The sequence below is a fragment of the Brevundimonas diminuta genome, from assembly GCF_050310045.1.
In the GTDB taxonomy this organism is placed as follows: domain Bacteria; phylum Pseudomonadota; class Alphaproteobacteria; order Caulobacterales; family Caulobacteraceae; genus Brevundimonas; species Brevundimonas diminuta_F.
Window position 1 is genome coordinate 923,520 of sequence record NZ_CP190005.1, and the last position, 24,637, is coordinate 948,156.

Sequence of the window (24,637 nt, forward strand, 5' to 3'; positions counted from 1 at the left end):
GCAGTGTTATTCAAGCGCCGCGCCCTGATCACCAGGCGCTCCCCATCCGGCCTCGCCTTTCAGGCTCAGCCACCCTCCCGATGAAGGGGAGGGAGAAAGCCGTGTCTATTCGCCGGTGCTGCCGCCCCCGCCGCCGCCTCTACGACGACGCCGTCGGCGCGGTTTGGGCTGGCGATCTTCGCGCATCTTCTGCAGCAGCAGCCCTTCGCGCAGGCCGCGGTCGGCCACGCGCACCCGCTCGCACGGCCAGGCGCGCTGAACCGCTTCAAGGATCGCGGCGCCCGCCAGCACCAGATCGGCTCGATCCGGTCCGATGCAGTTTTCCGCCGCACGACCGGCCGGGCCAAGCGCGATCAGGCGGTCGGCGGCCTTTTCGCAGTCGCCGCGTGTCATCCACAGGCCGTCGACCAGATCGCGCTGATAGCGTTTCAGCCCCAGATGGATGCCCGCCAGACTGGTGATCGCGCCCGATGTGCCGACCATGTGGCCGCGCCCGGCGCTGACGCGCGACAGGAAGTCAGGGCCTTCGGGGCCGCCCACAGCGATGGCGGCGCCGAAGTCGGCGACCATGGCCTCATACCATTCAGGCGGGCTGCCTTCGGGTTCGGGGTGGCGTTCGGCCAGGCTGACCACGCCCAGCGGCGCCGACATCCAGGCCACGGTGTCGAAGCCGCGCGGCCCCTTCATCAGCCAGGACAGTTCGGTCGAGCCGCCGCCCACGTCGATCACCAGCACCGCCTCGGCGCGCGGATCGAACAGGTTCAGGCAGCCCGCCACCGACAGGGCGGCCTCTTCGGCCGGATCGATGATCCTGAGCCGCAGGCCGGTGCCGCGCCGCACCCGCTCGACGAAGGCCGGGCCGTTCTCGGCCATGCGGCAGGCCTGGGTGGCGACGGCGGTCAGGCGGTTGGGATCGACGCCCTTGCGCACCAGACGCTCGGCGCACAGGGCAAGGGCGTCATAGGCGCGATCCATGGCCCGGTCGTCCAGACGGCCGGTGCGCGACAGGCTCTCGCCCAGTCGCACGATGCGGCTGAAGGAATCCACCACGCGGAAGCCGTCGCGCGACGGGCGCGCGATCAGCAGGCGGCAGTTATTGGTCCCCAGGTCGAGGGCGCCATAGAGGGGCGCCTCCCGATCGAAATGCCCGCTGTTGCGGGGCCTTCGAGGCAGGGACCGCGTGTCGCGCCGTCCGGGCGCGCCAGGGGTCTCCGGCATGGGCCGAGTTCTCATGTGGGCGGTCCGAAGCGGCGCCCGTCCCTGACAGGTTAAACCGCACCGGCCCGTCGCGCCAAGCCGTCATGTGCGCGGCGGGCCTGTCGTCCCCTCAGCGGCGGCGCGGAGCGAGGATGTCGCCCAGTCGGTCGGGCGTGCCGGGAATCCGTTCAAGACGCGGGTAACGCAGGCCGTCGTGATAGTCGAAGTCGACGGTGCGGTAGCGGTCGCCGTTCTTGAGCAGCAGGCGGATCGGCGCGTCGGCGCCCTTGGCGGCGGTGACGGCGTCGCGCAGTCTCTCGGCTGAGGCGGCGACATCGTTGACGGCCACCAGATCCCAGCCCGGCCCGATGTCGGCCTCGAACGCCGGGCCGCCCCAGCGGATGCCGGTCAGCCTTTTCGACGCCGACAGGGTGAAGCCCAGCGAATACTGGAAATCCGTCGCCCAGTCGGACAGGACGCGCTTTTCATCGGCGCTCAGGCTGTCGGTATAGGTCAGGCGATAACCGCCGCGCGCCAGACCATCCAGCGGCGCCCGGGCGTCCGGTCCGCTGTCGTCCAGGCGGGTGCGCAGGAAGCTCGCCCAGTCGTGCGGATGGACGGCGTTCAGTGCGGCGACCACATCCTCGAACACATAGCCGCGCGGCGCCCACGACCCGTCGTCGCCGCCGAAGAAGCCCCGCGCGAAGTCGTCCAGCGACTTCCTCCCACCCGTCGCCTCACGGATCAGGGTATCGGCGTCCAGCCAGATCAGCAGGGCCTCACGATAATAATCGCCGGTGCCGCGCGTCCATGAGGGGTAGGGGCTGCTGGTCCGATAGCCGAGCAGATTGTGGTTGTTCACGTCCTGAAGCGGGCGCCAGCCGCGACCGGGCTGGTTGTCGTAGAAGGCGGCGATCCCGGCCAGATTGGTCAGGGCGTCGGCCTTGGACGCCAACCCTGAACGGGCGGTCAGCACCTCGCCCCAATACTGGGTCTGGCCCTCATAGACCCACAGAAGGGTATTCTGCGTCGGGACGTTGTGGTTGGCGGTCAGTTCGTCGGCGGGACGCTGGCGCTTGCCGTTCCAGGCGTGGGTGAACTCGTGCGGCAGAAGGCCGACGGCGCCCATGCTCTTGCCCCAGTTGGTGAAGAAGTCGGCCGGGACCGAGTTCTCGGACGAGCGGTGATGCTCCAGCCCGATGCCGCCCAGCTTCGACGTCGCCGCCAGCAGGAAGTCGTAGCGATCATAGGGGCGGGCGCCGAACAGACGGTCCGTCTGGGCGACCAGATTCTCGAACAGGCCCAGTTGCTCGGGCGTCGGCGCCAGGTCCTTCGCCGCGTCGGCGACGATGTTCAGATGAACGACGCCTTCGCCATTCCCACGGCGCGGGTCGATGGCGATGCGTTGGAAGTGGGCGCCGCCGAACAGGGGGCTGTCGATCAGGGTGTAGAGGTCGGTCGGCGCAAACGTCGCCAGTCCGTCGATGAAGCTTTCGGTGCCCAGGGCGGCGGCGTATTTCCAGCCCTGCGGCAGGCGGATGGACGTGGCGAAGGTGATGCCGGTCGAATGATAGCCCGCCGGATACAGCAGGGCCTTCTCCCACTGCAGATTGAGCATCTCGGGCGTCATGACCACGCGCCAGGCCGAGTTGTCCGGCTGGGTCAGCCACTGGAAATCGACGGTGATCTCGCTGACGCCCTGCGGCACGTCGATGTGGAAGGCGTAGGGGTCGATGGTGTCGCGCAGCCAGTCGATGCGCCCCGAGCCATCAGAGCCGTTGCCTTGCACCGTCACGCCGGAGATCAGCTGGATCGGGCCGGTCGGGGCGTGATTGCCCGGCAGGAACTTCGGATAGAGCAGAACCAGATGACCGGGCGTGACCGGAATGGTCTGGCGTACGTGGACGATCTTCTTCTCGACGTCTGTGGCGTCGACCTCATGGCGGATGACGCCGGGATAGGCCGCAGCCGTCGGCGCCGGGATCGGCGGCAGAGCGCGGGGCAGGGCCAGCGGCGTGTTCTGCGGCGTCGGCGCGGCAGACGCCTGCGGGCCGGTCCAGTCGTTGGCGAAGGCCGCAGGCGCGGCGGAAGTCAGCAGCAGGGCGAGGGCGGCGGCGGGCAGGCGGCAGTTCAGGGTCATGCAGATGCTGTAGCGACGTTTCCGCCCCAGCGCGACCTTCTCCCTCCCCTTCATGGGGAGGGTGGCTGAGGCCGTCAGGCCGAGGCCGGGTGGGGAGGGCAAGGCTATTCAAGCGCCGAGGCTGGGATCACCAAGCCGCCCCCACCCGGTCGCTACGCGACCACCCTCCCCATGAAGGGGAGGGAGAGGCGCGGCGCTAAGCCCTTACCGCGGCCGCGGCGACAGGATGTCGCCCAGCCGGTCGGGCGTGCCTTCGATCCGCTCCAGATGCGGGTAACGCAGGCCCTCGTGGTAATCGAAGCGCACCGTCTTGAAGACGTCGCCGTTCTTCAGGATCAGTTCGATTGGCTCGGACGTTCCCTTGGCGGCGGTGACGGCCTCCTTCAGCCCATCAGCCGACGCGGCGCGGCCGCCGACGGCGACGACTTCCCAGCCCGAGGTCAGGCCCTGCTCGAACGCCGGGCCGCCCCACAGGACGGAGGTGATCTTGTTCGAGCCGTTCATCATGAAGCCGAGCGAATAGGTGAAGTCGTTGCGGCCCAGTTCCTTATACAGGGCGCCCATATAGCCGGACGGCTCTTCCCTGAAGACCAGGCGGTAGCCGCCGCGCTCGATGCCGTCCAGCGGCCCGCGTGAGTTAGGGCCGACCGCGTCCAGCCGCTCGCGCAGGAAGGCGGCCCAGTTGTCGGCCTGCACCCCGTTCAGCGCCGTGGTCACATCGTCGAAGGTGAAGGGCGATGGGTCCCAGTTCCCGTCCTCGACGCCGAAGAAGGCCTTGGCGAAGTCGTCCAGCGACTTCTTCCCGCCCGTGCGCTCGCGGATCAGGGTGTCGGCGTCCAGCCAGATCAGCGAGCCCTCGCGGTAATAGTCCTCGCTGCGCTGATAGCTGCTCCACGGCTGCGGGCGGCGCTGGCTGATGATGGGGTCGTTGGTGGTGTCCTGCATGGCGCGCCACTGGCGGCCGGGGATGTTCTGGAAACTGGCGGCGGTCATGGCCAGCACGTCCAGCGCCTGCTGCTTGCTCATCAAGCCCGCGCGGGCGGTCAGCACCAGTCCCCAATACTGCGTCTGGCCCTCATAGACCCACATCAGGGAGTTCTGCAGCGGCTCGTTCAGATTGGGCGTCAGCTGGTCGGCCGGGCGGCGCCATTTGCCATTCCAGCTGTGGGTGTATTCGTGGCCCAGCAGGTCGCGGTCGGCCAGCGTCGCCTCGCGGTCGGTGAAATACTTCACATCGGCGCTGTTTTCGGACGAGCGGTGATGCTCCAGCCCGATGCCGCCCAGCTTGTCCGTCACCGCCAGCAGGAAGTCATAGTGGTCATAGTGGCGCGCGCCGAACAGGCGGTCGGCCTGCCGGACCAGATTGCGGTGTAGCTGGATATGCTCGTCGCTCGCCTCCAGCATCTTGGCGGTGTCGGCGATGACGTTCAGACGCACCGGCGAGCGGCCGCCCGGATCAAGGTCGAACTGGCGATAATGGGCGCCCGCGAAGACCGGGCTGTCGGCCAGATGCTCCAGGGTGATGGGGGCGAAGCGCGCCACCCCGTTCTCGAAGCTGACGGTGTCCAGACCCGTGCCGTAGTTCCAGCCCTGCGGCAGTTTCAGCGTCGGCTGGAAGGTGATCTGGCGCGAATAATAGCCTGCCGGATAGAGCAGGGTCTTGTCCCACTGGACGTTGGCCATTTCGGGGGTGACGGTGACGCGGCCCTGACTGCCTTCGATCGGCGTCAGCCACTGGAAGGCGGCCTCGACCTCGGTCACGCCGGCGGGCACTTCGATCTGATAGGCCCAGGGCTGAAGGGTGTTGCGCACCCATTCCAGCCGCTGGCCGTTGGCGGTGAAGGTCAGGCCGCCGACGTTGGCGACCGGGCCGACCGGGCCGTGATGGCCGGGAATCCACTGGGGATAGAACAGGACCAGCGGGCCGGGGCCGCTGACGGGAATGGTCTGGCGCACCTGGATCAGGCGGCGGTCGATGTCGGTGGCGTCGACGTCCAGCTTGATGACGCCGGGATAGGCGACATCCTTGGCCGCCGGGATGGGCGCCAGCGCCACGGGCAGGGCGGGCGTTCCGACCTGAGCAAGGGCGGCGCCTCCGGCCGATTGCAGAAGGGCGGCGGCGCTGACGGCCAAAAGGAAGTGCTTCATGACGGCGATCTCACAGGACGGCCGCCCCGGCGACCTCGACAAGGCGTTGCAGACGACAATGTGTCGCAGGCCGCGTCAAGTCGGGCGACGGCGTTTGATCAGCGTTCCGGGTTCACTTCCAGCAGCTCGACGGTGAAGCGCAGGACCGAATTGGCGGGGATGTCCGTACCCATCCAGCGCGGGCCATAGGCCAGATCGGCCGGGATGACGAACTGATAGGTCTCGCCTTCGCGCATCAGGGCCACGCCCTCGGTCCAGCCCTTGATGACGCGGTTCAGCGGGAAGGTCGCCGGTTCGTTGCGCGAATAGGAGCTGTCGAATTCACGCCCGTCGATGAAGGCGCCGCGATAGTGGACCTTGACCATGTCGGTCGCGACCGGCTGAACGCCGTTCGGATTGGCCTTGCTGATGCGGCGGTACTGCAGGCCCGACGGCGTCGAGGTCCAGCCGGGACGCAGGCCGTTCCACATCAGATAGGCCGCCTGACCGACCTCCCAGTTCTCTTGCGTTGCGGGGCCGACGGGCTCGCGCAGGCCGGGGTAGTCGACATCGGGCGTCGAGGCGCAGGCGGCCAGTGAGAGAGCGGCGAGGACGGGCAGGGCGATGTGCTTCATAAGGCTAGGCTTATCACGCTGATCGAAACTGTCGACTGGCGTGTGAAGGGTCTTTATTTCGCCCCAGAAGAGCGTATATATGCGCGCTCCGCAGATTCCATGAATCCCGCGCGAAAGCGCCGAGGCCCGGTTTGTCGCCCTCCGACCGGTGCGAAGGCGTCGCCCCTCCCCAAGGGGGCGGATACATCCAGGCGTCCTGATCCGCGTGCGGATCGAGGGTGGACGCCAAGAGACATTTACGGTCACGGATCGCCGGTCGGCGCGCCGTGGCTGCTGCATTGAGAGCGGGCCTCGCAAGGGGCCGCGATTGGGAAAACAGAATGGCCAAGTCCACCGACGGTCTCGCCTTGGGTAAGATCGCTGCCGCCACGTCGTTCACCGGCAAGAAGCGCATTCGCTACAGCTTCGGGCGCATCCCCGAAGCCGTGCAGATGCCGAACCTGATCGAGGTTCAGCGCGCTTCCTATGAGCAGTTCCTGCAGCGCGAGTCGCGCCCCGGCCTGCGCAGGGACGAGGGTATCGAGGCGGTCTTCAAGTCGGTCTTCCCGATCAAGGACTTCAACGAGCGCGCCGTCCTGGAATACGTCTCCTACGAGTTCGAGGACCCGAAGTACGACGTCGAGGAGTGCATACAGCGCGACATGACCTATGCCGCGCCGCTGAAGGTCAAGCTGCGTCTGATCGTGTTCGAGACCGAGGAAGAAACGGGCGCGCGTTCGGTCAAGGACATCAAGGAGCAGGACGTCTACATGGGCGACATCCCGCTCATGACGGACAAGGGCACCTTCATCGTCAACGGCACCGAGCGCGTGATCGTCTCGCAGATGCACCGTTCGCCGGGCGTCTTCTTCGACCACGACAAGGGCAAGACCCACTCCTCGGGCAAGCTGCTGTTCGCCGCCCGCGTGATCCCGTATCGCGGCTCGTGGCTGGACTTCGAGTTCGACGCCAAGGACATCGTCTATGTCCGCATCGACCGTCGCCGTAAGCTGCCGGCCACCACCTTCCTTTATGCCCTGGGCATGGACGGGGAAGAGATCCTCAAGACCTTCTACGAGACGGTTCCGTACGAGAAGCGCGGCGAAGGCTGGGTCACGCCCTACAAGCCGGAACGCTGGCGCGGCGTGAAGCCGGAGTTCGATCTGGTCGACGCCGACACCGGCGAAGTGGTCGCTCCGGCCGGTCAGAAGATCAGCGCCCGCGCCGCCAAGAAGCTGGCTGACGGCGGTCTGAAGTCGCTGTCGCTGGCGGCTGACGCCCTGCTGACCAAGTATCTGGCCTCCGACGCCGTCAACTTCGAGACCGGCGAAATCTACGCTGAGGCGGGCGATGAGCTGGACGCCGCCGCGATCGAACTGCTGGAAGCCAACGGCTTCACCACCATCGACGTGCTGGACATCGACCACGTCACGGTCGGCGCCTACATGCGCAACACCCTGCGCGTGGACAAGAACACGGGCCGCGAGGACGCCCTGTTCGACGTCTATCGCGTCATGCGCCCGGGCGAGCCGCCGACGCCGGAAGCGGCCGAGGCCATGTTCAACTCCCTGTTCTTCGACGCCGAGCGCTACGACCTGTCGGCCGTGGGCCGCGTCAAGATGAACATGCGTCTGGAGACCCCCGAGGTTTCGGACGAAATCCGCGTCCTGCAAAAGGACGACGTGCTGAAGGTCCTGCAGATCTTGGTCGGCCTGAAGGACGGCCGCGGCGAGATCGACGACATCGATAACCTGGGCAACCGCCGGGTGCGTTCGGTCGGCGAGCTGCTGGAAAACCAGTATCGTGTCGGCCTGCTGCGCATGGAGCGCGCCATCAAGGAGCGCATGTCCTCGGTCGATATCGACACGGTCATGCCGCACGACCTGATCAACGCCAAACCGGCCGCCGCTGCGGTGCGTGAATTCTTCGGCTCGTCACAGCTGTCGCAGTTCATGGACCAGACGAACCCGCTGTCGGAAATCACCCACAAGCGTCGCCTTTCGGCGCTTGGCCCGGGCGGTCTGACGCGCGAGCGCGCGGGCTTTGAAGTCCGCGACGTTCACCCGACGCACTACGGCCGCATCTGCCCGATCGAAACGCCGGAAGGCCCGAACATCGGTCTGATCAACTCGCTGGCTACCCACGCCCGCGTCAACAAGTACGGCTTCATCGAGAGCCCGTACCGTCGCGTGGTCGACGGCAGGGCGACGGACGAGGTGGTCTACATCTCGGCCATGGAAGAGGCGAAGCACGTCATCGCCCAGGCCAACATCGACCTGAAGGACGGCGAGATCGTCGAGGAGCTGGTGCCGGGCCGTATCAACGGCGACTCCCAGCTGCTGACCAAGGCCGAAGTCGACATGATGGACGTGTCGCCGAAACAGGTCGTCTCGGTCGCCGCCGCCCTGATCCCCTTCCTGGAAAACGACGACGCCAACCGCGCGCTGATGGGCGCCAACATGCAACGTCAGGCCGTGCCTCTGGTGCAGTCGGACGCGCCGCTGGTCGGCACCGGCATGGAAGCTGTCGTGGCCGTGGACTCCGGCGCTGTGGTGATCGCCCGTCGTGACGGCGTGGTCGAGCAGATCGACGGCACCCGTATCGTCGTGCGCGCCACGGGCGAAGTGGATGCGGGCCGTTCCGGCGTCGACATCTATCGCCTGTCGAAGTTCCAGCGTTCGAACCAGTCGACCTGCATCAACCAGCGCCCGATCGTGCGCGTGGGCGATGAGGTGAAGGCCGGCGACGTGATCGCCGACGGTCCGTCGACGGACCTGGGCGAACTGGCTCTGGGCCGTAACGTCCTGGTCGCCTACATGCCCTGGAACGGCTACAACTTCGAAGACTCCATCCTGATCTCCGAGCGCATCGTGCGCGACGATATCTTCACCTCCATCCACCTCGAAGAGTTCGAAGTGATGGCGCGTGATACGAAGCTTGGGCCGGAAGAAATCACCCGCGACATCCCCAACGTCGGCGAGGAAGCGCTGCGCAACCTCGACGAGGCGGGCATCGTGGCCATCGGCGCCGAAGTTCAGCCGGGCGACATCCTGGTCGGCAAGGTGACGCCGAAGGGCGAAAGCCCGATGACGCCGGAAGAGAAGCTGCTGCGCGCCATCTTCGGCGAGAAGGCTTCGGACGTCCGCGACACCTCGCTGCGCCTGCCGCCCGGCGTCGCCGGCACCATCGTCGACGTGCGCGTGTTCAACCGCCACGGCATCGACAAGGACGAGCGCGCCATGGCCATCGAGCGCGCCGAGATCGAGCGTCTGGGCAAGGACCGCGACGACGAGCTCAAGATCCTTGAACGCAACGTCTACGGCCGCGTGAAGCCGCTGCTGCTCGGCAAGACCGCCGTGTCCGGCCCGAAGGGCATGGGCCGCGGCGAGGTCACCGAAGAGAAGCTGGCCGAAGTGTCCAAGGGCCTTTGGTGGCAGGTCGCCCTCGACGACGAGAAGGCGATGGGCGAACTGGAGGCCATGAAGAAGCAGTTCGAGGACGCCCGTAAGGCCCTCGATCGTCGCTTCGAAGACAAGGTCGAGAAGCTGCAGCGCGGCGACGAGATGCCGCCCGGCGTCATGAAGATGGTCAAGGTCTTCGTGGCCGTGAAGCGCAAGCTTCAGCCGGGCGACAAGATGGCCGGCCGTCACGGGAACAAGGGCGTCATCTCCAAGATCCTGCCGATCGAGGACATGCCGCACCTGGACGACGGCACCCACGTCGACATCGTTCTGAACCCGCTGGGCGTGCCGTCGCGCATGAACATCGGCCAGATCTTCGAGACCCACCTGGGTTGGGCCGCCGCTGGCCTGGGCAAGCAGATCAAGGGCTTGCTCGAGCAGTGGATGGATGGCGGCATGCGCGACGCCCTGGTGTCGCGTCTGACCCAGATCTACGGCGCCGACACGCCGCTGCCGCAGAGCGACGAAGAGCTGATCGAACTGGCCCAGAACCTGTCCAAGGGCGTTCCGTTCGCGACTCCGGTCTTTGACGGCGCGCGCATCTCGGACATCGAGGATCTGCTGGAATCGGCGGATCTGGATCGTTCGGGTCAGTCGATCCTGTTCGACGGCCAGACGGGCGAGCAGTTCAAGCGCCCGGTCACGGTCGGCTATGTGTACATGCTGAAGCTGCACCACCTGGTCGACGACAAGATCCACGCCCGTTCGATCGGCCCGTACTCGCTCGTCACCCAGCAGCCGCTGGGCGGTAAGGCGCAGTTCGGCGGTCAGCGCTTCGGGGAAATGGAGGTCTGGGCTCTGGAAGCTTACGGCGCCGCCTACACCCTGCAGGAAATGCTGACGGTGAAGTCGGACGACGTGGCCGGCCGGACCAAGGTCTACGAGGCGATCGTCCGCGGCGACGACAGCTTCGAGGCCGGCATCCCCGAGTCCTTCAACGTGCTGGTGAAGGAAATGCGCTCGCTGGGCCTGAACGTGGAGCTGGAAAACAGCTGATCGGATCAAGCGCCCTTCCTCGCCTCGGCGGGGGAGGGCGGTCCGCCTGTTCTCCTCTCTGAATGATTTTCGCGGGGCATTCCCGCAGAAGGAATAAAGATGAACCAGGAAGTCCTGAACATCTTCAACCCGGTCCCGGTCACCCCGACCTTCGACCAGATCAAGATCGCTCTGGCCTCGCCGGAGAAGATCCGTTCATGGTCGTTCGGCGAGATCAAGAAGCCGGAAACCATCAACTACCGCACGTTCAAGCCCGAGCGTGACGGCCTGTTCTGCGCCCGTATCTTTGGCCCGACCAAGGACTACGAATGCCTGTGCGGCAAGTACAAGCGCATGAAGTACAAGGGCATCATCTGCGAGAAGTGCGGCGTTGAAGTCACCCTGGCTCGCGTCCGCCGCGAGCGCATGGGTCACATCGACCTGGCCGCCCCGGTCGCCCACATCTGGTTCCTGAAGTCGCTGCCGAGCCGCATCTCGCTGATGCTGGACATGGCGCTGAAGGACGTCGAACGCGTCCTGTACTTCGAGAACTACATCGTCACCGAGCCGGGCCTGACCCCGCTGAAGCAGAACCAGCTGCTGACGGAAGACGAGTTCTATCACTATCAGGAAGAGTTCGGCGACGACGGCTTCACCGCCGAGATCGGCGCCGAGGCCGTCCGCAACCTGCTGATGGCGATCGACCTGAACGCCGAGGCTGAAAAGCACCGCGCGGAACTGGCCGACAGCCCGTCGGAGCTGAAGGCCAAGAAGGCCTCCAAGCGTCTGAAGCTGATGGAAGCCTTCATCGAGTCGGGCAACAAGCCGGAGTGGATGATCCTGACCATCGTGCCGGTCATCCCGCCGGAACTGCGTCCGCTGGTGCCGCTGGACGGCGGCCGCTTCGCGACGTCGGACCTGAACGACCTGTATCGCCGGGTCATCAACCGGAACAACCGCCTGAAGCGCCTGATCGAACTGCGCGCGCCGGACATCATCATCCGCAACGAGAAGCGGATGCTGCAGGAATCCGTCGACGCCCTGTTCGACAACGGCCGTCGCGGCCGCGTGATCACCGGCGCCAACAAGCGTCCGCTGAAGTCGCTGGCCGACATGCTGAAAGGCAAGCAGGGCCGCTTCCGTCAGAACCTGCTGGGCAAGCGCGTCGACTACTCGGGCCGTTCGGTCATCACCGTGGGTCCGGAGCTGAAGCTGCACGAGTGCGGCCTGCCCAAGAAGATGGCGCTGGAGCTGTTCAAGCCGTTCATCTACGCGCGTCTGGACGCCAAGGGCCTGTCGGGCACCGTTAAACAGTCCAAGCGCATGGTCGAGCGCGAACAGCCCGCCGTCTGGGACATTCTGGACGAGGTCATCCGCGAGCACCCGGTTCTGCTGAACCGCGCGCCGACGCTGCACCGTCTGGGCATCCAGGCGTTCGAGCCCAAGCTGATCGAGGGCAAGGCTATCCGCCTGCACCCGCTGGTCTGTACGGCGTTCAACGCTGACTTCGACGGCGACCAGATGGCCGTGCACGTTCCGCTGAGCCTCGAGGCCCAGCTGGAAGCGCGCGTGCTGATGATGTCGACGAACAACATCCTGTCGCCCGCCAACGGCAAGCCGATCATCGTGCCGTCGCAGGACATCGTGCTCGGCCTCTACTACCTGTCGCTGGTCAAGGAAGGTCAGCCGGGCGAGGGCAAGCTGTTCGCCAACATGGGCGAAATCGACGCGGCGCTGGACGCCAAGGTCGTGACCCTGCACACCAAGATCAAGGCGCGCTGGACCGAGATGAACTCGGACGGCGAAGTCGTGACCAAGGTGATCGACACCACGCCGGGCCGGATGAAGCTGGGCGCGCTGCTGCCGCACAACCCGAACATCGGCTACAACCTTCTGGACAAGAACCTGACCAAGAAGGAAATCGGCAACCTGATCGATCAGGTCTACCGTCACTGCGGTCAGAAGGCGACGGTCATCTTCGCCGACCAGATGATGCAGATGGGCTTCCGCGAAGCCGCCAAGGCCGGCATCTCGGTGGGCAAGGACGACATCGTCATCCCGGCCAAGAAGGAACAGCTGGTCAATGAGACCCGCACCCAGGTCGAGGAGTACGAGCAACAGTACGCCGACGGCCTCATCACCAAGGGCGAGAAGTACAACAAGGTCGTCGACGCCTGGGCCAAGGCCACGGACAAGATCGCCGATGAGATGATGGGCGAAATCGCCCAGCCCCGCGTCCTGATCAAGGGCCAGGAGCCCGACATCAACTCGGTCTTCATGATGGCCAACTCGGGCGCTCGTGGCTCGCAGGCCCAGATGAAGCAGCTGGGCGGCATGCGCGGCCTGATGGCCAAGCCCTCGGGCGAGATCATCGAGACGCCGATCATCTCGAACTTCAAGGAAGGCCTGACCGTCCTTGAATACTTCAACTCGACCCACGGCGCCCGTAAGGGTCTGGCCGACACCGCCCTGAAGACCGCCAACTCGGGTTATCTGACCCGTCGTCTGGTGGACGTGGCGCAGGACTCCATCGTCACCGAGGAAGACTGCGGTTCGACGCGCGGCATCACCCTGCGCGCCGTGGTCGAAGGCGGCGACGTTCTGGTCTCGCTGGGCCAGCGCGTCCTGGGCCGTTACGCGGCCGAGGACATCAAGGAGCCGGGCGGCGAGGTCCTGTATCCTGCGGACACCTATCTGCAGGAAGAAGAAGTCGAGATGATCGACAAGGTGGGCGTCCAGTCCATCAAGGTCCGCTCGGCCCTGACCTGTGAAGCCGACGCCGGCATCTGCGGCATGTGCTACGGCCGTGACCTGGCGCGCGGCACCAACGTCAACATCGGCGAAGCGGTCGGCGTCATCGCCGCACAGTCGATCGGCGAGCCGGGCACCCAGCTGACGATGCGGACCTTCCACATCGGCGGTACGGCCCAGGTGGCGGAAACTTCGTTCTTCGAGGCGACCAACGCCGGCATCATCAAGGTCGTGGGCCCGACCGTTATCGCCGCCCATGGCGATCCGGTGGCCATGAGCCGCAACGTCGTGGTCACCGTGACCGTCGACGGCAAGGACCGCGAATCCTACAAGGTGCCTTACGGCGCGCGCCTGCGCGTCAAGGACGGCGGCGAAGTGGCCAAGAACCAGCGTCTGGCCGAATGGGACCCCTACACCACCCCGATCCTGACGGAAGTCGGCGGCGTGGTCCGCTTCGAGGACCTGGTCGACGGCCTGTCGGTCAAGGAAGAGACGGACGAGGCCACGGGCATCGCTCAGCGCGTCGTCTCCGACTGGCGCGCCAGCCCGCGCGGTTCGGACCTGCGTCCGGCCGTGGGCGTCACCCAGGGCGACAGCTACGCCAAGCTGTCGAGCGGTTCTGACGCGCGTTACCTGCTGCCCGTGGGGGCCATCCTGTCGGTGGCCAACGGCGACGAGGTCAAGCCGGGCGATATCGTCGCCCGTATCCCGACCGAAGGCGCCAAGACCCGCGACATCACCGGCGGTCTGCCGCGCGTGGCCGAACTGTTCGAAGCCCGTCGTCCGAAGGATTGCGCGGTCATCGCCGAGATGGACGGTCGCGTCGAATTCGGTCGCGACTACAAGAACAAGCGCCGCATCAAGATCACCCCGGAGGTCGACGCAGACGGCAACCAGGGCGAAGCGGTCGAGTTCCTGATCCCGAAGGGCAAGCACATCTCCGTCCACGACGGCGATCTGATCCAGAAGGGCGACTACATCATCGACGGCAACCCGGATCCGCACGACCTGCTGCGCATCCAGGGCGTCGAGGCGCTGGCCGAGTATCTGGTGAACGAAGTGCAGGAGGTCTACCGACTGCAGGGCGTGCCGATCAACGACAAGCACATCGAAGTCATCGTCCGTCAGATGCTGCAGAAGGTTGAAGTCATCGACTCGGCCGAGACGACGCTGATCAAGGGCGACCACGTCGACCGGATCGAAGTCGACATCGAGAACGCCAAGGTCGAGAAGCGCGGCGGCCGTATCGCCACCGTGCAACCGGTCCTGCTGGGCATCACCAAGGCGTCGCTGCAGACCCGCAGCTTCATCTCGGCGGCCTCGTTCCAGGAGACGACCCGCGTCCTCACCGAGGCTTCGGTCCACGGCAAGAAGGACACGCTGGAAGGCCTGAAGGAGAACGTGATCGTGGGTCGCCTGATCCCGGCGGGCACGGGCTCCTACCTGCGCAGCCTGCAGAAGATCGCCAACGAGCGTGACGCTGAGCTGACTCAGGCCCGCGAAGACGCGGTCGAGCCGCTTCCCGCGGATCTGGCCCTGGAACTGGAGCAGTCGGCCGACTGATCCGGGTTCAGACCTGAATGACTGAAGAGGGCGGCGTCGAAAGGCGCCGCTCTTTTTGTTTGGCCTATCGCGCTTCGCGCTGCTTGAGGCCGTCAACTGATCCCTCTCCCGACGGGGTAGGGCGAAGCTAATGCGGTCGCATCGGCTCGCGGGGGCCGGCGGCGCCCGGCGTCATCGGGCGGCCTGAGGCGGAGGGGCCTTCGCGGCGGGTTTGGATATTGCGGTTGGAATCCATCTGCATCGAGGAATCCAGATGGGCGCCTGCGCAACCCGTGCCGAAGTTGGAGCCGGGGCAGTCCTGCGGCGCCAGAACGCCTACGCCGCCGCTGAGCGGGCGTCGCTTCGCCTCATAGCGTTGTAGTTCACGCGCGCCTTCGCGGGCGAAGCGGGCGTCGCGCTCGGCGTTGCCTGTGCCGTTGATGGGGCGTCGTTCGGCTGCGGCGGCCGCGCGTTCGTTGAACTGTTCGTCGCACAGGGCCTGCTCGGCGCGGCTCAGACTGTCATAGGAGCGACATCCGGCGGGCGAGGTCCGCAGGGCGCGCGCCGTGGCGGCGGCCTGGCTCTCGGGCGTGACGCGCCACGGGTCGATGGTCTGGGCCGAGGCGGCGGCAGGGGTGTCGTCCGGCGCCGGGCGGGCGATGCGGGGTGCGGGCGGCGTCGGCAAGGCGGGCGCAGGGATCGGCGCGGCGCCGGGGCGGGGCTGTCCCGTCGTGCGTGTAATTGCAGCCGGAGCGGCGGTCGCCGTCGGCTGGCGCGGCCGCTCCTGGGGCAACAGCGGGCGCGGTTCTATCTCCAGATAGATAGGGGCAGGTGCGGCGTCGACGACCCGCAGGGGAGGGCGGGCGGTCAGGAACATCAGGGGCGGCAACAGCAGGCCGTGGATCAGGACAGAGCCGCCGACCAGCATCAGCCTGCGGTTCCGGGCATGGCGTCCCGGGCTCGTCTTCGTCGGCGTCAGAACTGCGACGGTCATGTCGACCTCCCATCCCCGAAGTCAGGATGCAGGGGCAAGCGTGGCGATATAGAGGCGAAGACGCAACGGGCGCGCGACAGGGAAGGGGACGGGGCGTTCGGTCCTGATCTGCGAATCCCTTGACCTGTTAACGGATCGCGCGTAGAAGCCGCGCACTTTCGAGACGTGGGCGGTTCGCCGTCCGCTGAGATCGTGACAATTGAACGGACGGGCTGTGTCCCGCCGGAACGCCCGAAGCGCGCGTTCCGGTTTTTCTGTTTGGGCGTTATGACCTCGGCTCGATAACACCCGGGCGGGGCTTCGGTCTCGTTCAAAAGAAGGCTCATGAGGCGCTCCGGTCGAAAGACACACGCCTCCACATCGAAAAGAGACGAATTCGAATGCCCACGATCAACCAGCTGATCCGCAAGCCCCGCAAGCCGAAGCCGGTTCGCAACAAGGTCCCGGCCCTGGAGGGTTCGCCCCAGCGTCGCGGCGTCTGCACCCGCGTGTACACCACGACCCCGAAGAAGCCGAACTCGGCTCTGCGTAAGGTCGCCAAGGTCCGCCTGGCCAAGAACGGCGTCGAAGCCGTTTGCTACATCCCCGGCGAAGGCCACAACCTGCAGGAGCACTCGGTCGTGCTGATCCGCGGCGGCCGTGTGAAGGACTTGCCTGGCGTGCGTTACCACATCCTGCGCGGCGTGCTCGATACCCAAGGCGTCAAGGACCGCAAGCAGCGTCGTTCGCACTACGGCGCCAAGCGTCCGAAGTAATCGGCCCCGGCCTACGTTTCAGAGATTTCCCCGACGTCAGTCGGGCCCGAGAAGGAATAACCCATGTCGCGTCGTCACCGCGCCCAGAAGCGTGAAGTTCTGCCGGATCCCAAGTTCGGCGATCTGATCGTCACCAAGTTCATGAACTACGTCATGTACGAAGGTAAGAAGGCCGTCGCCGAAAACATCGTTTACGGCGCCTTCGACATCCTGGCGGACAAGAAGAAGGAGCAGACTGCGGTCGAGACCTTCCACGCTGCTCTGGAAAACGTCGCCCCGTCGGTCGAAGTCCGTTCGCGTCGCGTCGGCGGCGCCACCTATCAGGTGCCGGTCGAAGTCCGTCCGGACCGTCGTCGCGCCCTGGCCATCCGCTGGCTGGTCAACGCTGCGCGCAACCGCGGCGAAAACACCATGACGGAAAAGCTGGCTGCTGAACTGCTGGACGCCTCGAACAACCGCGGCACCGCAGTCAAGAAGCGTGAAGACACCCACAAGATGGCCGAAGCCAACCGCGCCTTCAGCCACTACCGCTGGTAAGCGTCTTAAAACCGTCCCCCTTTTCAGGGTATGGGCGGTGACAAGCTGACGTTCCCCGGCGCGGGTGGCTGAAACACAGTCGCCCGCGCCGACCTATCCGATACTCTCCTGGGCGCTTGGCGCGTCCGCGAAGCACCCGAAGGCAACCCAAATGCCCCGCACGCATAAAATCGAAGACTACCGCAACTTCGGCATCATGGCCCACATCGACGCGGGCAAGACGACGACGACCGAGCGGATTCTGTTCTACACGGGCAAGAACCACAAAATGGGCGAAACCCACGACGGTTCGGCCACCATGGACTGGATGGACCAGGAGCAGGAACGCGGCATCACCATCACGTCGGCCGCGACGACCGCCTTCTGGAAAGACAAGCGCCTCAACATCATCGACACCCCGGGCCACGTGGACTTCACCATTGAAGTCGAACGCTCGCTGCGCGTCCTCGACGGCGCCGTGACGGTGCTGGACGGCAACGCCGGCGTTGAGCCGCAGACGGAAACCGTCTGGCGCCAGGCCGACAAGTACAAGGTCCCCCGCATCGTCTTCGTCAACAAGATGGACAAGATCGGCGCCGACTTCGACAAGTCGGTCGAGTCGATCCGCGACCGTCTGGGCGCCAAGGCTGTGCCGATCCAGCTGCCGATCGGTTCGGAATCGAACCTGAAGGGCGTGATCGACCTGGTCGAGATGAAGGCTATGGTCTGGGAAACCGACCAGGTCGGCGCCGCCGCCGACATCCGCGATATCCCGGCTGACCTCGCCGACGCCGCTGCCGAAGCCCGTCAGTACCTGGTCGACAACGCCGTCGAAATCGACGACGAGGCGATGGAATCCTACCTGGGTGGTGAAGAGCCCTCGGTTGAAGTGCTGAAGCGCTGCATCCGTAAGGCCGTCATCTCGGGCGCCTTCTATCCGATCCTCTGCGGCTCGGCCTTCAAGAACAAGGGCGTGCAGCCGCTGCTGGACGCCGTCGTCGACTACCTGCCGTCGCCGGTCGACATCCCGGCCATCCCGGGCATCGACTTCAAGACCGAAGAGCCGACCTCGCGTAAGGCTTCTGACGATGAAGCCCTGTCGGTCCTGGCCTTCAAGATCATGGACGACCCCTTCGTCGGCTCGATCACCTTCTGCCGCGTCTATTCGGGCAAGATGGAAACCGGCCAGTCGCTGCTGAACTCGTCGCGCGACAAGCGTGAGCGCGTCGGCCGCATGCTGCTGATGCACTCGAACAACCGCGAAGACATCAAGGAAGCCTACGCCGGCGACATCGTCGCCCTGGCAGGCCTGAAGGAAACCCGCACCGGCGACACCCTGTGCGACCCGCTGAAGTCGCCGGTCATCCTCGAGAAGATGGAATTCCCGGCGCCGGTCATCGAGATCGCCGTCGAGCCCAAGACCAAGGCCGACCAGGAGAAGCTGGGCGTCGCCCTGGCCAAGCTGGCTTCGGAAGATCCGTCCTTCACCGTTTCGACCGACCACGAGTCGGGCCAGACGATCCTGAAGGGCATGGGCGAGCTGCACCTGGACATCAAGATCGACATCCTGAAGCGCACCTACAAGGTCGAAGCCACCATCGGCGCGCCGCAGGTCGCCTATCGTGAATCGATCAGCCGCAAGGTCGAGATCGACTACACCCACAAGAAGCAGACCGGCGGTACGGGCCAGTTCGCCCGCGTCAAGCTGGTGTTCGAGCCGGGCGAGCCGGGCACGGACTTCGTCTTCGAGTCGGCGATCGTCGGCGGCGCGGTGCCCAAGGAATACATTCCGGGCGTTGAAAAGGGCCTGAAGTCGGCCAAGGAGAACGGCCTGCTGGCCGGCTTCCCGGTGATCGACGTCAAGGCGACCCTGATCGACGGCGCCTTCCACGACGTGGACTCCTCGGTCCTGGCCTTCGAAATCGCCTCGCGCGCGGCCTTCAAGGAACTGCGTGAAAAGGGCGGGCCGAAGCTGCTCGAGCCGATCATGGCCGTCGAGGTCGTGACTCCGGAAGAGTATCTGGGTTCGATCATCGGCGACCTGAACGGCCGCCGCGGCATGATCCAGGGGCAGGACATGCGCGGCAACGCCGTCGTCGTGAATGCTTTCGTGCCGCTGGCCAACATGTTCGGCTATGTGAACACCCTGCGTGGCATGTCTCAGGGCCGCGCCCAGTTCACCATGCAGTACGACCACTATGAATCGGTGCCGCAACACGTCGCCGACGAAGTGATCAAGAAATACGCCTAAGTCCGTCTTTACAGACGAACCCACTTGAAAACGGGGCGGTTTGGTCACAAATCGCCCCACCTATCCCCAAACCCATTTGGACCCCAGTTTGGGGACACCAGGAGCTAGAGAATGGCCAAGGAAAAGTTCGAACGCACTAAGCCGCACTGCAACATCGGCACGATCGGCCACGTTGACCACGGCAAGACGACGCTGACGGCGGCGATCTCGATGACGCTGGCGAAGGCCGGCGGCAGCAAGGCGATGAACTACGCCGACATCGACAACGCGCCGGAAGAAAAAGCGCGCGGCATCACCATCAACACGTCGCACGTCGAGTATGAGACGGCCAACCGTCACTACGCGCACGTCGATTGCCCGGGCCACGCCGACTACGTGAAGAACATGATCACGGGCGCTGCTCAGATGGACGGCGCGATTCTGGTGTGCTCGGCCGCTGACGGCCCGATGCCGCAGACCCGCGAGCACATCCTGCTGTCGCGTCAGGTCGGCGTTCCGGCGCTGGTGGTTTTCCTGAACAAGGTCGACATGGTCGACGACGAAGAGCTGCTGGAGCTGGTCGAAATGGAAGTGCGCGAGCTGCTCAGCTCGTACCAGTTCCCGGGCGACGACATCCCGGTGGTCAAGGGCTCGGCCCTGGCCGCTGTCGAAGACCGCGACGCCCACATCGGCGAAGAGCGCATCCTGGAGCTGATGGCGGCGGTCGACGCCTACATCCCGCAACCGGAACGCCCGATCGACATGCCGTTCCTGATGCCGGTCGAAGACGTGTTCTCGATCTCGGGCCGCGGCACCGTGGTGACGGGTCGCGTCGAGCGCGGCATCGTGAAGGTCGGTGAAGAAGTCGAAATCGTCGGCATCCGTCCGGTTCAGAAGACGACCTGCACGGGCGTCGAAATGTTCCGCAAGCTGCTGGACCAAGGTCAAGCCGGCGACAACGTGGGCGTGCTGCTGCGCGGCACCAAGCGTGAAGACGTCGAGCGCGGCCAGGTGCTGTGCAAGCCGGGTTCGATCACGCCGCACACCAAGTTCGTGGCTGAGGCCTACATCCTGAACAAGGAAGAAGGCGGCCGTCACACGCCGTTCTTCACGAACTACCGTCCGCAGTTCTACTTCCGCACGACCGACGTGACCGGCATCGTGAAGCTGAAGGAAGGCGTGGAAATGATCATGCCGGGCGACAACGCCGAGCTGGACGTGGAGCTGATCACGCCGATCGCGATGGAAGAGAAGCTGCGCTTCGCCATCCGTGAAGGCGGCCGCACCGTCGGCGCCGGCGTCGTGGCCAAGATCGTCGAGTAATCGACGATCCTCGCCACGCGAGACTAAAGACCTTGGCGGGAGCTTCCGCTCCCGCCGGGGCCAAGATCGTCGAGTAATCGACGGGCGGCTTTCGGGTCGCACAGTAAGAGTAAGCGTAAGCGTACCGGCCTCAAGCAGCGCGAAAGCGCGTTAGGCCGGAGTAATGGCCTCAAGCAGCGCGAAAGCGCGTTAGGCCGGAGTAATGGCCTCAAGCAGCGCGAAAGCGCGTTAGGCCAGAGTAAAGCGTAACAGAGCGGCCCCCGGAGCGATCCGGGGGCTGTTTTGCATTTGACGAGCAAGGGAAGGCGGGGGGACGGCCGAGCCCAAGCCTGGTTATTGAGGCGCATCAAAAGGCAATATTAGATCTTGGTCGGTTGTTACAATTAAGCATTTGGAAGCCATGACGCGGGCATGAGGTGCGCCTGAGAGGACCACTGAATGTCTGATGTCGACTGGCCCCGCCGGGCAGGGCTTTCCGCTGCTCTGGACGAGGCAGCCATCGTTGCGATCACCGACCGCGCCGGGCGTATTCTGTACTGCAACGACAAGTTCGAGGCGGTCAGCGGCTATTCGCGTGCGGAACTGATCGGCCAGACGCACAGGGTGGTGAACTCGGGCGTTCACGAGCGTGATTATTTCCGCAACCTGTACCGCACCATCGCGCGTGGCCAGGTGTGGCGCGGCACCATCCAGAACCGCACCAAGGCAGGCGCTTCCTATTGGGTGGACACCACCATCGTGCCCAACCTCGGCCCGGACGGTCGGCCCGAGACCTATACGGCCATCCGCTTTGAAGTCTCGGACCACGTCCGCGCGCTGAAGGCGCTTGAACAGGCGCAGGCCGAGGCCAAGCGCGCCGCCGAGGTTCGCGACCGCTTCTTCGCAAACATCAGCCATGAGGTCCGCACCCCGCTGAACGCGGTGTTGGGTCTGGCGTCTGCGCTGGCCCATACGACGCTGACGCCGCGCCAGGCCGAGATGCTGAACCTGATCACGGGGGCGGGGGATTCCCTGCGCCGTGTGCTGGACGACATGCTGGACCTGTCGAAGATGCAGGCGGGGCAGTTCAGCCTGTCATCGGCGTCGTTCGACCTGAAGGCGGACATCGAGGCCGTGGTCGAGATGCGTCGTGCAGCGGCTGAGGATAAGCAACTGGCGCTGGATGTCGTCTTCTCGCCGGCGGCGCAGGGACAGGTGATCGGCGACGGGGTGCGCATCACGCAGATTGTCTCCAATCTGGTGTCCAATGCGGTGAAGTTCACGACCGAAGGACGGGTCACGGTTCGCGTCGACGTGCGCGCTGGCGATGATGGCGACCGACTGATGATCGAGGTCGAGGACACGGGTATCGGCTTTGACGCTGAGGCGGCGCAACGGCTGTTCAAGCCTTTCGTGCAGGCGGATGACGCCATCTCGCGCCAGTTCGGCGGCACGGGCCTGGGGCTGTCGATCTGCAAGTCGCTGGCGGAACTGATGGGCGGCGAAATTTCAGCGGAGTCGGCGCCGGGGACCGGCAGCCTGTTCCGCGTCAGCCTGCCGATCGAGCGTTTGCCGACCGTCGAGGATGCAGGCGCCACCGTGCTGGACGCGCCAACCTCGAACGAAGGACCGCAGTTGCGTATTCTGGCGGTCGAGGACAATCCGGCCAACCAGATGGTCGTGCGCTGCCTGCTGGAGCCGCTGGGCTTTGAGATCGTCACCGCCGACAATGGTCTGGAGGGCGTTCTGCGTTTCCAGCAGGAGCGTTTCGACATGGTGTTGATGGATATGCAGATGCCGGTCATGGACGGGCTGGATTCCATGCGACGGATACGGGCCGAGGAGACGCGCCGGGGCTCTGAACGCACGCCGATCGTCATGCTGACGGCCAATACGACGGAAGTTCATCACCTTAAGGCGGTGCAGGCCGGGGCCGACCATCTGGTGGCCAAGCCGGTCACTCTGGACGTCCTGTTGCAGGGCATCGAGCAGGGCGTTGCGGCGGCGGCCGAGTGGTCGGATGATGGCGTTTGTTCGGCGGCGTGACCGCAGGTCGCGGAGACAGGGCGCGCCATGAGCGACAAGAAAGCTGGCGCAGACCGGGGTTCGCCTTTATTATGGGTCGGGCGGACGCCGTTAGTTGCGCCGCGTCAGGGCTTTTCCCTTTTCGATGTTGACCATCGCTATCGTCGTCGTGCTGCTGCTTGTGGTGCTGAACGGCCTTTTCGCCATGACCGAACTTGCGGTCGTGTCTTCCCGAAAATCAAAACTTCAGAGCCGTGCCGAAAGAGGCGATCGCGGCGCTCGGGCCGCACTGAAACTGGCTGAGGAGCCGACCCAGTTCCTCTCGGCGGTTCAGGTGGGCATCACCCTGATCGGCATTCTGGCGGGCGCCTATGGTCAGGCCGCCATTGCGGGCGAACTGGACGAGATGCTGATGGCGCACTTCCCCGCCATGGCTCCCTATTCGCAGATTATCGCGACGGCGCTGGTCGTTGTGGTGATCACCTATGTCTCGCTGATTGTCGGCGAACTGGTGCCCAAGCGTCTGGCGCTTATCTTCCCCGAAGCGATCGCTTCGAAGATGGCCGGGCCGATCTCGACTCTCGCGCTTGTGATGAAGCCGTTCGTGCTGCTGCTGACGGCTTCGACCTCGGGAATTCTGAAGCTGCTGGGCGTCAAGGACCGCGATGGTTCGGACGTAACCCAGGAAGAGGTCGAGAGCATTCTGGCCGAAGGCACGTCTGCTGGCCTGATCGAACCGGAAGAGCAGGAGATGATCGAAGAGATCATGCGTCTGGGCGACCGGGCCGTGCGTGTGGCCATGACGCCGCGCCATGAGGTCTACTGGATCGCGCTGGATGATTCCGAAGAGACACTGCGCGAAGAGATCCGCACCTGTCCCTATTCGCGCATCGTGGTGGCGCGCGACAACGACATCGATAATCCGCTGGGCGTCGTCCACAAGAAGGACCTGCTGGACAGCCTGCTCGATAATGGCGAGTTCAATGTCGAGAAGCTGGTGGCCGAACCGGCCTTCATCCCGCAGTCGACTTCGGTGCTGAAGGCGCTGGAGATCCTGAAGGGCTCGAAGGTTCACATGGCCTTCGTCGTTGATGAATACGGCGCCTTTGAAGGCGTGGTCACGGCGACGGACCTGCTGGAGATGATCGCCGGCGACTTTAACGAAAGCCACGACGAGACCGAAACCGCCGTGCGCAAGCGCACAGACGGCACCTGGGCGGTGGACGGTCAGGTCGATCTGGACGAACTGGGGGAAATTCTCGGCGAAGACTTCGGCGAGCACGAAGGCTTCCACACGGTGGCTGGGCTGGTGCTGCACCACCTGTCGCGCGTGCCGAACGAGGGCGACATTCTCCAGCTGGGCCGTTTCGAGGTCGAGGTCATCGACATGGACGATCGCCGCATCGACAAGCTGTTGTTCCGCCCGGTTATTCCCGGACAGGAAAACAACGCCGCCTGATATCAGACGGCGTTGTCGGTGAAGATTGCAGGAGCCGGTCCGTGACAGGACCGGCTCTTTTTTCTTTCAGGGGCGGCCGAGAGGCTGAACCAGCGCGACCCGATAGGGGCGCATCGGGCCGTTCGGCTCGGCCAGAGAGACATATTCGCCGACCACGAACTGTTCGTCAGCCAGGCGATAGCCCACGGCGTCGGAATCCTCTCCGGGGAAGTCGAGCAGCCAGCGGCCCTGCGTATCGCGGCCCAGTTGACCGACCGCCAGCGTCTCGCCGTCGCGGAAACGCCGAACGCGCGTGCGCTCAGGCGCAGCCAGAATGGCCGCAGCATTCAGGCGCGCCTCTTCGTCCAGCGTCATGACCAGATCATAGCCGTCACGAGGGTCGCCGTGCGGCGCCTGCGCCTCGCGCGCAAGCTCCAGGCGGATGTGGTGCAGCGCCATCATCAGCGGTCCTTGCGGTCGGCCATGTTGGTGGCGACGACGCCGAAGCCGAGACCGGCCATGAAGATCAGAAAGAAGGCGACGATGGCGGCGACGGCGGGAATGATTTCG

General features: G+C 65.2%; 14 protein-coding genes. 8 read left to right on the top strand and 6 right to left on the bottom strand.

Annotated elements, in window-relative coordinates; all coding sequences use genetic code 11:
* Positions 1-105 precede the first annotated feature (105 nt).
* The 4 genes from ACORJG_RS04330 to ACORJG_RS04345 form a co-directional block, all read right to left on the bottom strand.
* Complete coding sequence (locus tag ACORJG_RS04330; protein ID WP_427791928.1) at positions 106-1,218, bottom strand: Ppx/GppA phosphatase family protein; 1,113 nt, start codon at positions 1,216-1,218, stop codon at positions 106-108.
* A 109-nt stretch (positions 1,219-1,327) separates the two neighbouring features.
* Entirely contained in the window at positions 1,328-3,337 is a 2,010-nt protein-coding gene (locus tag ACORJG_RS04335; RefSeq protein ID WP_427791930.1) for a M61 family metallopeptidase, read from the bottom strand.
* 204 nt (positions 3,338-3,541) lie between these two features.
* Positions 3,542-5,485 carry a M61 family metallopeptidase gene (locus ACORJG_RS04340; RefSeq protein WP_427791931.1) on the bottom strand — a complete coding sequence of 648 codons (1,944 nt, stop codon included), beginning with the start codon at positions 5,483-5,485 and terminating at the stop codon, positions 3,542-3,544.
* A gap of 98 nt (positions 5,486-5,583) precedes the next feature.
* Positions 5,584-6,099 (bottom strand): FKBP-type peptidyl-prolyl cis-trans isomerase, encoded by a 516-nt coding sequence (locus ACORJG_RS04345; RefSeq protein WP_427791932.1) that lies wholly within the window; start codon positions 6,097-6,099, stop codon positions 5,584-5,586.
* Between the two features lie 320 nt (positions 6,100-6,419).
* Between ACORJG_RS04345 and rpoB the strand changes: the two genes are divergently transcribed.
* Positions 6,420-10,535: a DNA-directed RNA polymerase subunit beta gene (gene rpoB, locus ACORJG_RS04350; protein WP_427791933.1), complete on the top strand. Its 4,116-nt coding sequence runs from the start codon at positions 6,420-6,422 to the stop codon at positions 10,533-10,535.
* Between the two features lie 99 nt (positions 10,536-10,634).
* A complete protein-coding gene (rpoC, locus tag ACORJG_RS04355) occupies positions 10,635-14,828 on the top strand; it encodes a DNA-directed RNA polymerase subunit beta' (RefSeq protein WP_427791934.1) in 4,194 nt (1,397 codons plus the stop codon).
* A gap of 127 nt (positions 14,829-14,955) precedes the next feature.
* Here the strand turns inward: rpoC and ACORJG_RS04360 are convergent, their stop codons facing one another.
* Positions 14,956-15,801: a hypothetical protein gene (locus ACORJG_RS04360; protein ID WP_427791936.1), complete on the bottom strand. Its 846-nt coding sequence runs from the start codon at positions 15,799-15,801 to the stop codon at positions 14,956-14,958.
* Positions 15,802-16,181: 380 nt separating this feature from the next.
* Between ACORJG_RS04360 and rpsL the strand changes: the two genes are divergently transcribed.
* The 6 genes from rpsL to ACORJG_RS04390 all read left to right on the top strand — a co-directional run bounded on the left by rpsL (position 16,182) and on the right by ACORJG_RS04390 (position 24,088).
* On the top strand, positions 16,182-16,556 hold the full coding sequence (rpsL, locus tag ACORJG_RS04365) for a 30S ribosomal protein S12 (protein WP_003165508.1): 375 nt from the start codon (positions 16,182-16,184) through the stop codon (positions 16,554-16,556).
* Between the two features lie 63 nt (positions 16,557-16,619).
* Positions 16,620-17,093, top strand: a complete 474-nt coding sequence (gene rpsG / locus ACORJG_RS04370; protein WP_087140773.1) for a 30S ribosomal protein S7 — start codon at positions 16,620-16,622, stop codon at positions 17,091-17,093.
* A gap of 151 nt (positions 17,094-17,244) precedes the next feature.
* Positions 17,245-19,323 (top strand): elongation factor G, encoded by a 2,079-nt coding sequence (gene fusA / locus ACORJG_RS04375; RefSeq protein WP_427791937.1) that lies wholly within the window; start codon positions 17,245-17,247, stop codon positions 19,321-19,323.
* A gap of 111 nt (positions 19,324-19,434) precedes the next feature.
* Positions 19,435-20,625, top strand: a complete 1,191-nt coding sequence (tuf, locus tag ACORJG_RS04380) for an elongation factor Tu (protein ID WP_427788707.1) — start codon at positions 19,435-19,437, stop codon at positions 20,623-20,625.
* A 438-nt stretch (positions 20,626-21,063) separates the two neighbouring features.
* Positions 21,064-22,650, top strand: coding sequence for an ATP-binding protein (locus ACORJG_RS04385; protein WP_427791938.1), 1,587 nt, complete (start codon positions 21,064-21,066; stop codon positions 22,648-22,650).
* Between the two features lie 124 nt (positions 22,651-22,774).
* Complete coding sequence (locus ACORJG_RS04390) at positions 22,775-24,088, top strand: hemolysin family protein (RefSeq protein WP_427791940.1); 1,314 nt, start codon at positions 22,775-22,777, stop codon at positions 24,086-24,088.
* A 66-nt stretch (positions 24,089-24,154) separates the two neighbouring features.
* Here the strand turns inward: ACORJG_RS04390 and ACORJG_RS04395 are convergent, their stop codons facing one another.
* Complete coding sequence (locus tag ACORJG_RS04395) at positions 24,155-24,529, bottom strand: hypothetical protein (RefSeq protein WP_427791941.1); 375 nt, start codon at positions 24,527-24,529, stop codon at positions 24,155-24,157.
* Positions 24,530-24,637: the final 108 nt, after the last annotated feature.

Excerpts from the sequence above, each read along its gene's own strand:
- ACORJG_RS04395 (WP_427791941.1), bottom strand. The coding sequence starts at position 24,529 with ATGATGGCGCTGCACCACATCCGCCTGGAGCTTGCGCGCGAGGCGCAG.
- ACORJG_RS04345 (WP_427791932.1), bottom strand. The coding sequence starts at position 6,099 with ATGAAGCACATCGCCCTGCCCGTCCTCGCCGCTCTCTCACTGGCCGCC.
- ACORJG_RS04390 (WP_427791940.1), top strand. The coding sequence starts at position 22,775 with ATGTTGACCATCGCTATCGTCGTCGTGCTGCTGCTTGTGGTGCTGAAC.
- rpoC (WP_427791934.1), top strand. The coding sequence starts at position 10,635 with ATGAACCAGGAAGTCCTGAACATCTTCAACCCGGTCCCGGTCACCCCG.
- ACORJG_RS04360 (WP_427791936.1), bottom strand. The coding sequence starts at position 15,801 with ATGACCGTCGCAGTTCTGACGCCGACGAAGACGAGCCCGGGACGCCAT.
- rpsG (WP_087140773.1), top strand. The coding sequence starts at position 16,620 with ATGTCGCGTCGTCACCGCGCCCAGAAGCGTGAAGTTCTGCCGGATCCC.
- ACORJG_RS04340 (WP_427791931.1), bottom strand. The coding sequence starts at position 5,485 with ATGAAGCACTTCCTTTTGGCCGTCAGCGCCGCCGCCCTTCTGCAATCG.
- tuf (WP_427788707.1), top strand. The coding sequence starts at position 19,435 with ATGGCCAAGGAAAAGTTCGAACGCACTAAGCCGCACTGCAACATCGGC.
- ACORJG_RS04335 (WP_427791930.1), bottom strand. The coding sequence starts at position 3,337 with ATGACCCTGAACTGCCGCCTGCCCGCCGCCGCCCTCGCCCTGCTGCTG.
- ACORJG_RS04385 (WP_427791938.1), top strand. The coding sequence starts at position 21,064 with ATGTCTGATGTCGACTGGCCCCGCCGGGCAGGGCTTTCCGCTGCTCTG.
- ACORJG_RS04330 (WP_427791928.1), bottom strand. The coding sequence starts at position 1,218 with ATGCCGGAGACCCCTGGCGCGCCCGGACGGCGCGACACGCGGTCCCTG.
- rpoB (WP_427791933.1), top strand. The coding sequence starts at position 6,420 with ATGGCCAAGTCCACCGACGGTCTCGCCTTGGGTAAGATCGCTGCCGCC.
- rpsL (WP_003165508.1), top strand. The coding sequence starts at position 16,182 with ATGCCCACGATCAACCAGCTGATCCGCAAGCCCCGCAAGCCGAAGCCG.
- fusA (WP_427791937.1), top strand. The coding sequence starts at position 17,245 with ATGCCCCGCACGCATAAAATCGAAGACTACCGCAACTTCGGCATCATG.